An 11,238-nucleotide genomic window follows, 5' to 3' on the forward strand; every position below is an offset into this window, starting at 1 on the left:
AGACAATCGGCGACCAGCGCCTCCAGATTCGGCAGGCGGCCCCAATTGGGGCAATCGACCGCGATTTCAATCGCCAGGCTCGGAACGGTCATGGCGACCAATCCTTGTCGGCGGGCGATCGGGGCGCAACCTTCTCCCGCTCGCGCCGCCCCGCCGCCTCATAGGCGCCGACGATCCGGCGCACCAGATCGTGCCGCACAACATCCTCATCGGTGAAGGTCACATGACCGACGCCCTCGAGCCGCGCCAGAAGGCCGATCGCCTCGCTCAGGCCGGACTTCTGTCCGGGCGGCAAGTCGGTCTGGCTCGGATCGCCCGTCACGATCATGCGCGAGCCTTCGCCAAGGCGGGTGAGAAACATTTTCATCTGCATCGAGGTGGCGTTCTGCGCCTCGTCCAGCAGGACGCAAGCATTGGTCAGCGTGCGCCCGCGCATGAAGGCGAGCGGCGCGACCTCGATCATCCCGGTCTGCATGCCGCGCTCGACCATGCGCGGGTCCATGAAATCCTGCAGGGCGTCATAGATCGGGCGCAGATAGGGGTCGACCTTCTCGCGCATGTCGCCGGGCAGAAAGCCGAGCCGCTCGCCAGCCTCGACCGCTGGTCGCGACAGGATCAGCCGTTCGACCACGCCCTGTTCGAGCAGCGACACCGCATGACCAACCGCGAGCCAGGTCTTGCCGGTGCCGGCGGGGCCGGCCGCGAAGACCAGTTCGAAGCGGCGCAATTCGCGGATATAAAGATCCTGCGCCGCTGTCCTGGCCCTGACAGAGCCCTTTTTGCGCGTGGCGATCTGCTCGAAGGTCGAGCGTGGGCTCTGCGTCTCCTTGGGGAACAGATTGCCCTGCAGGGCGCATTCCTGGATCGCGCCATCGACATCGCCCATGGTCGCCGGCTGGCCCGCCCGCGCCCGATCCCACAGGATTTGCAGCACCCTGCGCGCATGGCCCGCCGCCTCGGCCGGCCCCTTGATCGCGACATGATTGCCATTGGCGTTGAGCGCGACATTCAGCCGGCGCTCGATCCGCGCCAGATTCTGGTCATATTGCCCAAAGACCAGCGAGGCTGTCTTGTTGTCATCGAGCGTCAGCGACAACTCGACCGATCCGTCATCCGCCTTCTGCTCGGGCTTCCCGAACGCGCCGTCGGCCAATGCCATGGTCAGGAAGCCTCCCCGCGCCGGCGATCCGCGCCCTTCGCCGAAACCAGACGGCCAAACAGCGAATTAGTGCTGCATTCAACGATGTCCACCGCCGCGACCGAGCCGATCAGGGACGCCGGACCATCGACCTGCACCGGCTGAAGATAAGGCGACTTGCCCGCGATCTGCCCCGCGTGACGCCCCGGCTTTTCGAACAGGACGTCAATCGTGCGCCCGACCATGGACGCATTGAAGTCGTGGCGCTGGGCTTCGAGAATTTCGGCGAGGCGGGCCAACCGTTCCGATTTCTCCGCTTCCGGGATCTGGTCATCCAGCTCGGCGCCGGGCGTGCCGGGACGCGGTGAATATTTGAAATAGAAGGTCGAGGCGAAGCCGACCTCCCGGGCCAAAGCGAGCGTGGCCTCGAAATCGGCTTCCGTCTCGCCGGGAAAGCCGACGATGAAATCCGACGACAAGGCGATATCGGGCCGCGTCGCGCGAATGCGCTCGATCAGGCGCCGATAATCGGCGGCGCTATGACGGCGGTTCATCGCCGCCAGGATCCGATCCGACCCCGACTGCACCGGCAGATGAAGAAAAGGCATCAGCGCCGGCAATTCGCCATGCGCGCGGATCAGGTCGTCCGCCATGTCGTTCGGATGGCTGGTCATGTAGCGCAGCCGGACGATTCCCTCGACCCGCGCCAGACGCTCGATCAGCCGGGCCAGAGACCAGTCGGCGCCGTCTTCGCCGGCGCCATGGAACCCGTTGACGTTCTGGCCGAGCAAAGTGATTTCACGCACGCCGGCGCGCGCGAGATGCTCGGCCTCGGCGACGATCTTGCGCGCGTCGCGCGAGATTTCCGCGCCGCGCGTATAGGGCACCACGCAGAAGGAGCAGAATTTGTCGCAGCCTTCCTGCACGGTCAGGAAGGCGCTCACGCCGCGCTGGCGGATTTTCTCCGCCGAAGGCTGCGCCAGATGGTCGAATTTGTCCTCGACGGGAAATTCGGTGTCGATCACCGGGCCATGCTCGGCCTGCCGCAGCATTTCCGGCAGGCGATGATAACTCTGCGGACCGACGACGAGATCGACCGCGCGCTGCTTGCGCAGGATTTCCGCCCCCTCGGCCTGGGCCACGCAGCCGGCCACCGCGATCTGCAGCGTCTTGCCCTCGGCCCGGCGCGCCTCTTTCAGCATGCGCAGCTTGCCAAGCTCCGAGAACACCTTGTCGGACGCCTTTTCGCGGATGTGGCAGGTGTTCAGCACTACGAGGTCGGCGTCTTCGGCGTCGCTCGTTTCGGCAAAGCCTTCGGGCGCCAGAACGTCCGCCATGCGCGCGGCGTCATAGACATTCATCTGGCAGCCATAGGACTTGACGAGGAGTTTCTTGCCTCGAGGCTGCGCGCTTTCGGCGTCCCGGCGCGGGAGATCGGAATCAGGCGTCAAAATGGAAAGGGTCCCTCCGGGACGGAACTGGATTTGCTCCACCAATAACCGATTTTCCCGCCGGATATAAGAAATTTTGGGTCACAATCCGAGCCTGGCGCATTGCGCTTCGGCCAGCGCGCGCACCCTCTGTTCCGTTTCCAGAGCCACCGCCTTGCGATCGCTATCGGCCGCGAAAGACAAGGGCGCGCCGAAACTGATGACGCAATCGACCGGCGCGCTTTTCAGCAGCAGCCAGATATGGGGCGCCAGATCGGCGTCGCCGAACCAGGCCAGAGCGCGGCGGCCCCCCGCATCGAGCGTCTTGCCGCGCGCATGGGTGTAAGTGATCGCCGCCGGCTGAACCGTGACGGCGGATATGCCCGGAAACAGCCGAAGAACATCGCGCGCCGCGGCGAAATGCGACGGTTTGAAGCCGAGCACGCCGGCGCCGTCGGTGGAGGTTCCCTCGCCGAACAGCAGGACATCCTCGCCGGCGACCATCTTTTCCGCCATGGCCGCATTGACGCGCGGCACTTCGGTCCGGCTGTCCCGGCGCACGAAAATCGTGTCCTGGACGCGGGCGAAAGCGCCGAGCAGGGGCCAGCCCTCGACCTCGCTCTTCGCCACGAAACAAGGCGTTTCCCGGCTGGCCAGAGCGAGAATGTCGCTCCAGGAGACGTGATTGGCCACGATCATGCGCGGCTTCGGCCCCAGTTCCTCGCCCTCGAACCGGACGCGCAGGCCCAGCAGCGCGCAAATGGTGCGGGCGAAAAAGGGCGGAATGGCGCGCGACAAGGCCCAGCCCCGGCGCCGCGCCAACCGCTGCAGCGGCACGCCGAGCAGATAAAAGCCGCCGAGGGCCAGGATCAGGAGAACAGCGCGGAAATGGGGCATGATCGCCGGTTAGGCGGGAGCGATGACAGAATGATGACGGCGGCGGGATTGCGCGCGGTCATGACAGGAGCCGGCGCATGATGAGGGCGTCGCCGCGCCCGCCGTCCGTCCTCGCATAATAATTCTTGCGCTTCCCTTCCACGGAAAAGCCGAAACGGCGATAGAGCGCGAGGGCGGCGGCATTGCCTTCCTCGACTTCGAGAAAGACTTTGGCGACGCCAAAAGCCGCCAGCCGCGCCAGATGCGCGCCGAGCAGGCGGCCAGCGCAGCCGCCCCGGCGGATGGCCGGATCGACCACCACGGTCAGCACTTCGGCTTCGTCCAAAGCGCGCCGCGACAGGATGAAGCCGGCCACTTCGCCCTTTTCGCCGGCCCCGTCGCCAACGCAGGCGGAATCCGCCAGCAGCGCCTCGAATTCCTCCGCCGGCCACGGATGCGCGAAACTGGTGGCGTGGAGCCTGGCGCAGCCGCCGGCGTCGGCCGGCCGCAGCAGTCGCGGCGCGACGACCGGGCAAGGGGAGCGCCAGAAAAAGGGCGGTTTCATCGTGGGCGGCCTAGAGCAGCGTGCGAAAAAGTGGATACCGGTTTTTTCGAAAAAACGCTGCGAAAACAAAGGAATCTAGAGTCGATTGCGATTCGGCTGAATCGCTATCGACTCTAGGACGCGACGTGGGACAATGACGGCCGGACGCCCGGCTTGACGTCCGGCGCCTTGAGATAAATCGGACGCGCCGGCGCATTGGACGGGTCGGCGGCGAGGCCCAGCCGCGCCACCGCGACAATGTCGGGCGCCGGAGAGGCGTCGACGACCACGACGTCGCCGCCATAGGCCGCCGCCTCCTCGCGCAGCAGGAGCGCGCCTGAACCGGCGACGCGCACGCGGCCGCCGCCGAGCAGGCGGCAGGCGTCGCGCAAGGCGAGGATGCGCGGCGAAGTCAGGATACGGCCGGCCGGCCCATAGGCGGTGAAAAACACATGGCCGTGGCGGGCGTCGATCGCGGCGGCGACGATCCCTTCCGAATCCTCGGCGAGCAAAGGCGCCGCAAAAGCCGCCAGGGTCGACACGCCGACCGCGTCGACGCCGCGCGCCAGCGCAATGCCCCGCGCGGCGGCGACGCCGATGCGAATGCCGGTGAACGAGCCCGGCCCGACCGTGACCGCGACGCGGTCGATGGAGCCGAAACCACCCTCGACCTTGGCCATCAGCTCCGAAACCAGCGGCATCAAGGCCTCGGCATGGCCTTTTTCCATCGCGACCGATTCGCGCGCGACGGGCAGGCGCGCGTCCGAATCCAGCACACAAACGGAAACCGCCGGCAACGCCGTGTCGAGGGCAAGGATGCGCATGGGCCTATGGTTTCACGCGAGGATGAGCTGGCGCCGGCCGTTTCATACCTGTTCGACCGATTTCACGTCAGGCAGGAAGTGGCAGAGCAGGTTCTGGATGCCGCGTTTCAGGGTAGCCGTCGAGGACGGGCAGCCCGAACAGGCGCCCTTCATGTGGAGATAGACCACGCCGTCCTTGAAGCCGCGAAAGACGATGTCGCCGCCGTCGCCGGCCACCGCCGGGCGAACCCGCGTCTCCAGCAAATCCTTGATCTCGTCGACCAGCGCCGCATGTTCGGGCGCGAAAAACTCATGCTCGGCCCCATCCGAAGCCTTGGCGTCGGGCGACAGGAGCGGGCCGCCGGACATGAAATGCTCCATGATGGCGCCGAGAATGGCCGGCTTGAGCTGGGGCCAGTCGCCTGCATTCTTGGTGACCGAGATGAAATCCGGGCCGAGAAAGACGCCGCTGACGCCATCGATCGCGAATAAAGCGCTGGCGAGCGGCGAGGCTTTGGCCTCCTCCGGGCTCGACATGTCGCGCGATCCGTTTTCGAGCACCGGGCCGCCGGGCAGGAATTTCAAGGTGGCGGGGTTGGGCGTCGATTCCGTCTGAATGAACATGCATGCCTCCGAGATCGTCCGGTTCAAGGCCGGAGATGGAACAGAAGGAAGATAATCCTCCGGCGCCGCGATAAAAAGGTCTTTCCCGCCTGCCGCGTCCAGTCTCGCGCGATCAGCGCAGCAGGCCGAGAATATCCTTGACCTGGCCCATGATCGGCCCCGCGATCTCGCGCGCGCGCTGCGCGCCGTCGCGCAGCACCGAATCGATATAGGCCGGATCACCTTCGAGCCGACGCATTTCCGCGCCGATCGGGCCAAGCTTGGCGACCGCGAGATCGACCAAAGCCTGTTTGAAGGCCGAAAATTGCGCCCCCCCAAATTGCCGCAGCACCGCCTCGGCGGGCGTATCGCTCAAAGCCGCGTAGATGCCGACCAGATTTTCGGCCTCGGGACGGCCGGCCAGCCCGTCCTTGTCGGTCGGCAGCGGCTCCGGGTCCGTCTTGGCCTTGCGCACCTTCTGGGCGATGGTGTCGGCGTCGTCGGACAGATTGATGCGCGAATATTCGGACGGGTCCGATTTCGACATTTTCTTCGACCCGTCGCGCAGGCTCATCACGCGGGCCGCCGGCCCCTGGATCAGCGGCTCCGGCAGCGGGAAGAAGCCCTCGGGATGGCCATTGGCGGCGATGGATTCGGCGAAATCATTGTTGAATTTCTGGGCGATGTCGCGCGTCAGCTCGACATGCTGCTTCTGGTCCTCGCCGACCGGCACATGGGTGGCGCGATAGAGCAGAATGTCCGCCGCCATCAGGGTCGGATAGGCGAACAGGCCGATCGAGACATTCTCGCGGTCCTTGCCGGCCTTTTCCTTGAACTGGGTCATGCGATTGAGCCAGCCCATGCGCGCCACGCAATTGAACACCCAGGCTAGCTCCGCATGTTCCGCAACCTGGCTCTGGTTGAAAATGATGTTTTTGGCCGGATCGACCCCGGAGGCGATATAAGCGGCGGCGATCCGGCGGATCGCGTCCCTCAGCTCCTTCGGGTCCTGCGGCACGGTGATCGCATGCAGGTCGACCACGCAGAACAGGCATTCATGCGTCTTCTGCAAGGCGACGAATTTGACGATGGCGCCGAGATAATTGCCAAGGTGAAGATTTCCGGTCGGTTGAATGCCGGAAAAAACGCGTTCGGGGAAGGTGGTCATCGACGTCCGGGCGAAAGGAATGAATTCGCCGTCTTATGGCGTCGCCGCCCCGGTCTGGCAAGGGCGAGGCCGGAAATCGCCGGATCGGCGGCGCGTCCGCAGGCGGCGGTCAATTGGCGAAGCCGCCCACCATGCGGATCGAACGGCCGTCCGACGCCAGGATGACCGACTCGCCTGTCGTTTCGGCCCGCTCGCGCTCGACGCGCCCGGCTTTCGCGCGGGAAGCGCCCGAAACGACCGGCTTTTCCGCCCGTTCGAGATCGGCGAGGCGCGTGGACAGGGACTGGCTGACGGCGGCGTCGCGGATCGCGACGAATTTCCCGTCCCCGCCGCCATTCGGATCGAAAACCAGGACGCCTTCCTTTGTCATCACAGCGTCGCCGGATCGCAGCGTCGCGTCATTGTGAAGCAGATAGGCGACCGCCTCTCCGGTCGGCCCGGTTTGGAAGCGGTGCGAAAATTCGGCGCTTTTCAGATATTTCGTGGTCTCGTCCTCAACCGCCGGACGCGGGGCGACGTGAACATAATTTCGATGTGCAGGCGCCGCCGCGCGCCGGACGGGCTCGGAGCTTTTCCCGCCAAAACCGCCGAACAGAAAGTCGAAAATATTTTCGGCGCTGGCGTCGCTGGCGATGAACGAGCCCGACAATAGAGCGAAAGCGAACACCGCGTAGCTGTTTAGTCCCGGCATCTGATGGATCGGATCGAACTTGAATCGGTGCGGCTCTTTTGTCCAGCATTTGCAGATGAACTCATAAGGCGTGAGGCCTTTAAGGGTCTTGAGCCGGCGAGCGAAATTATAGGCGGTGACGAAGTCGGCGAGGTGCGCTCGCAACTGATCGTGGGTCTCGTAGAAATATCGTTTGACGGTTGCGTCCTTGATTGTGCGGTTCATTCGCTCGACCTGGCCGTTGGTCCACGGATGCTTCGGTTTGGTCAGCCGGTGGTCGATGTCATTTCGCGCGCAGGCGAGTTCGAAGGCATGCGCGCGAAAGGGCTGCCGCGAAGCGATCATCTGTTTGATCTCGGCGGGGGACCAGGTGTCGCCGGCCGGATCGGTGAAGTGCAGGCCGTTATCGGTCAGGACCGTGTGGATTCTGTATGGAACGGCTTTGACGAGCGCATGCAGGAAATCAGCTGCGATGCGCGTGGTGGCCCGCTCATGCAATTCGACGAACGCGAATTTCGACGTCCTGTCGATCGCCACGAACAGATAGAGCCTGCCCTCGGCGGTGCGAACCTCGGCGATGTCGATATGGAAATAGCCGATCGGATAGGCTTTGAACTTCCGTTTGGCGGCGACCTCGTCGCCGATCTTGGGCAGTTGTGAAATGCCATGGCGCTGAAGGCAGCGATGGAGCGACGAGCGCGTCAGATGCGGGATCGTCGCCTGCAGGGCGTACAGGCAGTCATCCAGCGGCAGCAAAGTATGCCGGCGGAACGCGACGACAATCGCCTCTTCTTCGACCGACAGGACCGTCGACCTTGGCTCTTTCGGACCTGTCTTCTGATCCTTGACCGTCGACCGGCGTTTCCATTTGGCGACAGTCTTCTGGTTGATCCCGTGCCGCTGGGCGAGCGCTCTCAAGCTCTCTTGACTATGCTGTATCGCTCGACGGATCGCCACCGTCGTTCTGGCGCTCCCATGAAGAACCTGGCCCATAGCGCATCCCTCCAGCCGCAGGAGAAAATTGCACCATCAAAGCCTGGGATCAAACACGTAGCGCGTCCGTTTCATAGCGAGCCCTCACCCCTGTTCCGGAACGCGAAGGCGCCCGACGCGACAAAAAAGGCCGCGGCTTGGCGGCCGCGCCGTTCAGTAACATGCGCTCCTAAATCATTCGTCGCGGATTTATGGCGCCTTTTTCCAATTTCCGGCCAGACACGAATGAGTGAGCGCGGTCAGAGGATGAACCGGCTCAGATCGACATTGCGGGCGAGATCGCCTACGCGCGCCTCGACATAGGCGCCGTCGACGGTGACGGCCCCTCCGGAATTGTCGCCGGCCGTGAAGCTGACGTCGTCGAGCACGCGCTCCATCACTGTCTGCAGCCGCCGCGCGCCGATATTCTCGACGCTCGCATTGACCTGAACCGCGATTTTCGCAAGCGCGTCGATGGCGTCGTCGGTGAAGTCGAGCGTCACGCCCTCCGTCGCCAGCAAGGCGCGATACTGCTTGACGAGGCTCGCTTCCGGCTGGGTGAGGATGCGCCGGAAATCCTCCTCGTCGAGCGAGGACAATTCGACCCGGATCGGCAGGCGGCCCTGCAATTCCGGCAGGAGGTCGGAGGGTTTCGCCACATGGAAGGCGCCCGAGGCGATGAACAGAATATGGTCGGTCTTGACCGCGCCATGCTTGGTCGCGACCGTCGTGCCCTCGATCAGGGGCAGCAGATCGCGCTGCACGCCTTCGCGGGAGACGTCGCCGCTGCGGCCGTCGCGCGCGCAGATCTTGTCGATTTCATCGAGGAAGACGATGCCGTTGTTCTCGACCTCGCGGATCGCCAGCCGGACGATCTCGTCCTGGTCGAGCAATTTCTCGCTTTCTTCCGCCAGCAGCGGCGCATAGGCGTCCTTGACCAGCAAGCGCTGCTGTTTCGGGCGCGCGCCCTTGCCGAAAATATCGCCGAGCGAAATGGCGCCAATCGAGGCGCCGGGCATGTTCGGCAATTCGAACATGGGAAGCTGCTGCCCCGAGGACGAGGCGATCTCGACATCGATTTCCTTGTCCTCCAGCTCGCCCGCCCGCAATTTGCGCCGGAAGGCGTCGCGGGTCGCCGCGCTGGCGTTCGCCCCGACCAGAGCGGTGACGATGCGCTCCTCCGCCGCGAGCTGGGCGCGCGCCTCGACATCCTTGCGCTTGGCTTCCTTGACCAGCGCAATGCCGATTTCGATCAGGTCGCGCACGATCTGCTCGACGTCGCGGCCGACATAGCCGACTTCGGTGAATTTGGTCGCCTCGACCTTGAGGAAGGGCGCATTGGCGAGACGCGCGAGACGCCGCGCGATCTCGGTCTTGCCGCAGCCGGTCGGGCCGATCATCAGGATATTCTTGGGCAGAACCTCCTCCCGCATCACGCCTTCCAGCCGCAGCCGCCGCCAGCGATTGCGCAGGGCGATGGCCACGGCGCGCTTGGCCTCGTTCTGGCCGATGATGAAGCGGTCGAGTTCGGAGACGATTTCACGGGGGGAGAGGTCGGTCATGAATCAGGCTCGAAAGAGGGCCAAAGGGCGATCCAATCGCTCGTTCAAAGCGAATCCACGCTTTCGACGACGATGTTCGAATTGGTGTAGACGCAAATATCCGCCGCGATCTGCAAGGCGCGCCGCGCAATGGCCTCGGCGTCGAGGCCGGTGTCGATGAGCGCGCGGCCGGCGGCCAAAGCGTAATTGCCGCCGGAGCCGATGCCCATGACCACGCCATCCGTCGACGGCTCCGGCTCCAGAACGTCGCCATTGCCGGTCAGGACCAGAGCCGCGCTCTTGTCGGCGACCAGCATCATGGCCTCGAGACGGCGCAGATAGCGATCCGTGCGCCAGTCCTTCGCCAATTCCACGCAGGCGCGCAAAAGCTGGCCGGGATATTGGTCGAGCTTGGCTTCCAGCCGCTCGCACAAGGTGAAGGCGTCGGCCGTCGCCCCGGCGAAGCCGACGACGACTTGGCCCTTGCCGAGGCGCCGCACCTTGCGCGCATTGCCCTTGATGATGGTCTGGCCGAGGCTGACCTGGCCGTCGCCCGCGATCACGGTCTTGCCGCCCTTCTTCACCAGAATGATGGTGGTGGCGTGCATGGAGGGCGGCGAGGGCTGGTCGGTCATATGGCGTCTCGCAGTCTGTTACGGTCACGCATTCTCGTCAGCGCATCTATTGCGCCCTCCGCGTCGTTGCAAGCCCCGTCGCGAGAGAGTGGCGCGCGGCGAAGCGTTTTGCTATGAGGCCGTGCGGCTGTGACTAGAATTTGTGCCCAGCGCGGGCGAAGGCGCGTTGAAAAACGCGACGCGCCCAATATCCTAGCAGAATTGCGCTCGGCTCCGCCGCGCCGCTCCGCGCGGCCTCGGGCCGGCAAGGAAAAGAAAATGACGCGCCAAGCCGAGATCAAGCGCACGACGAAGGAAACCGATATTTCCGTGAAACTTGCCATCGACGGCTCCGGCCTCAGCAGGATTTCGACGGGCGTCGGCTTTTTCGACCATATGCTGGACCAGCTCGCGCGCCATTCGCTGATGGACATCGACATCACCGCCAAGGGCGATCTCCACATCGACCAGCACCACACCGTCGAGGATGTCGGCATCGCGCTCGGACAGGCCTTGCGGCAGGCCGCAGGCGATCTGCGCGGCATCGTCCGCTATGCCGACGTTCATCTGCCGATGGACGAAACCCTGACCCGCGTCGCCATCGACGTCTCCGGGCGGCCGTTCTTAGTGTTCCGCACCCAGATCCCGCAGGCGAAGCTCGGCGAATTCGACACCGAACTGGTCCGCGAGTTCTTCCAGGCTTTCGCCCAGCACGCCGCGATCGCGCTGCATATCGAGACGCTTTACGGCGTGAACAGCCATCATATTGTCGAGACCTGTTTCAAGGGGGTCGCCCGAGCGCTCGGGGCGGCGCTGGCGATCGATCCGCGCCAGAAAGACCGCATCCCCTCGACCAAGGGAGCGCTCTGAACCGGCGCG

Annotated in this window: 10 protein-coding genes and 1 pseudogene; 1 reads left to right on the forward strand and 10 read right to left on the reverse strand. The window is 64.6% G+C overall.

The genetic code is table 11. The annotated features are described in order from the left end of the window. Window positions 1–88 precede the first annotated feature (88 nt). The 10 genes and pseudogenes from ACE3S9_RS07795 to hslV form a co-directional block, all read right to left on the reverse strand. Window positions 89–1,159: a PhoH family protein gene (locus tag ACE3S9_RS07795; protein ID WP_374545879.1), complete on the reverse strand. Its 1,071-nt coding sequence runs from the start codon at window positions 1,157–1,159 to the stop codon at window positions 89–91. Window positions 1,160–1,161: 2 nt separating this feature from the next. Continuing rightward, window positions 1,162–2,499: a tRNA (N6-isopentenyl adenosine(37)-C2)-methylthiotransferase MiaB gene (miaB, locus tag ACE3S9_RS07800; protein WP_374545888.1), complete on the reverse strand. Its 1,338-nt coding sequence runs from the start codon at window positions 2,497–2,499 to the stop codon at window positions 1,162–1,164. Window positions 2,500–2,670: 171 nt separating this feature from the next. Continuing rightward, complete coding sequence (locus tag ACE3S9_RS07805) at window positions 2,671–3,465, reverse strand: lysophospholipid acyltransferase family protein (RefSeq protein ID WP_374545880.1); 795 nt, start codon at window positions 3,463–3,465, stop codon at window positions 2,671–2,673. Window positions 3,466–3,523: 58 nt separating this feature from the next. Then, entirely contained in the window at window positions 3,524–4,009 is a 486-nt protein-coding gene (gene rimI / locus ACE3S9_RS07810; RefSeq protein WP_374545881.1) for a ribosomal protein S18-alanine N-acetyltransferase, read from the reverse strand. Between the two features lie 113 nt (window positions 4,010–4,122). Next, on the reverse strand, window positions 4,123–4,812 hold the full coding sequence (gene tsaB, locus ACE3S9_RS07815) for a tRNA (adenosine(37)-N6)-threonylcarbamoyltransferase complex dimerization subunit type 1 TsaB (protein ID WP_374545882.1): 690 nt from the start codon (window positions 4,810–4,812) through the stop codon (window positions 4,123–4,125). A gap of 42 nt (window positions 4,813–4,854) precedes the next feature. Then, the gene (locus ACE3S9_RS07820; RefSeq protein ID WP_374545883.1) at window positions 4,855–5,415 is read right to left on the reverse strand and encodes a NifU family protein; all 561 of its coding nucleotides are present in this window, start codon (window positions 5,413–5,415) and stop codon (window positions 4,855–4,857) included. A 112-nt stretch (window positions 5,416–5,527) separates the two neighbouring features. Further along, window positions 5,528–6,562, reverse strand: coding sequence for a tryptophan--tRNA ligase (trpS, locus tag ACE3S9_RS07825; RefSeq protein WP_374545884.1), 1,035 nt, complete (start codon window positions 6,560–6,562; stop codon window positions 5,528–5,530). A 676-nt stretch (window positions 6,563–7,238) separates the two neighbouring features. Next, window positions 7,239–8,225 (reverse strand): annotated as a pseudogene (locus ACE3S9_RS07830) (IS481 family transposase); the annotation flags it as partial. A gap of 239 nt (window positions 8,226–8,464) precedes the next feature. Beyond that, on the reverse strand, window positions 8,465–9,766 hold the full coding sequence (gene hslU / locus ACE3S9_RS07835) for an ATP-dependent protease ATPase subunit HslU (protein WP_374545885.1): 1,302 nt from the start codon (window positions 9,764–9,766) through the stop codon (window positions 8,465–8,467). Window positions 9,767–9,810: 44 nt separating this feature from the next. Further along, entirely contained in the window at window positions 9,811–10,380 is a 570-nt protein-coding gene (gene hslV / locus ACE3S9_RS07840; RefSeq protein WP_374545886.1) for an ATP-dependent protease subunit HslV, read from the reverse strand. 258 nt (window positions 10,381–10,638) lie between these two features. On the opposite strand from hslV, the gene hisB reads away from it, so the two are divergent. Continuing rightward, complete coding sequence (hisB, locus tag ACE3S9_RS07845; RefSeq protein ID WP_374545887.1) at window positions 10,639–11,229, forward strand: imidazoleglycerol-phosphate dehydratase HisB; 591 nt, start codon at window positions 10,639–10,641, stop codon at window positions 11,227–11,229. The last annotated feature ends 9 nt before the right edge of the window (window positions 11,230–11,238 follow it).

Source organism: Rhodoblastus sp. (assembly GCF_041915505.1).
Taxonomy (GTDB): domain Bacteria; phylum Pseudomonadota; class Alphaproteobacteria; order Rhizobiales; family Beijerinckiaceae; genus Rhodoblastus.

Coding starts and splice junctions, on each gene's coding strand:
- rimI (WP_374545881.1), bottom strand. CDS start 4,009: ATGAAACCGCCCTTTTTCTGGCGCTCCCCTTGCCCGGTCGTCGCGCCG.
- ACE3S9_RS07795 (WP_374545879.1), bottom strand. CDS start 1,159: ATGGCATTGGCCGACGGCGCGTTCGGGAAGCCCGAGCAGAAGGCGGAT.
- ACE3S9_RS07820 (WP_374545883.1), bottom strand. CDS start 5,415: ATGTTCATTCAGACGGAATCGACGCCCAACCCCGCCACCTTGAAATTC.
- hslV (WP_374545886.1), bottom strand. CDS start 10,380: ATGACCGACCAGCCCTCGCCGCCCTCCATGCACGCCACCACCATCATT.
- hslU (WP_374545885.1), bottom strand. CDS start 9,766: ATGACCGACCTCTCCCCCCGTGAAATCGTCTCCGAACTCGACCGCTTC.
- hisB (WP_374545887.1), top strand. CDS start 10,639: ATGACGCGCCAAGCCGAGATCAAGCGCACGACGAAGGAAACCGATATT.
- tsaB (WP_374545882.1), bottom strand. CDS start 4,812: ATGCGCATCCTTGCCCTCGACACGGCGTTGCCGGCGGTTTCCGTTTGT.
- ACE3S9_RS07805 (WP_374545880.1), bottom strand. CDS start 3,465: ATGCCCCATTTCCGCGCTGTTCTCCTGATCCTGGCCCTCGGCGGCTTT.
- miaB (WP_374545888.1), bottom strand. CDS start 2,499: ATGAATGTCTATGACGCCGCGCGCATGGCGGACGTTCTGGCGCCCGAA.
- trpS (WP_374545884.1), bottom strand. CDS start 6,562: ATGACCACCTTCCCCGAACGCGTTTTTTCCGGCATTCAACCGACCGGA.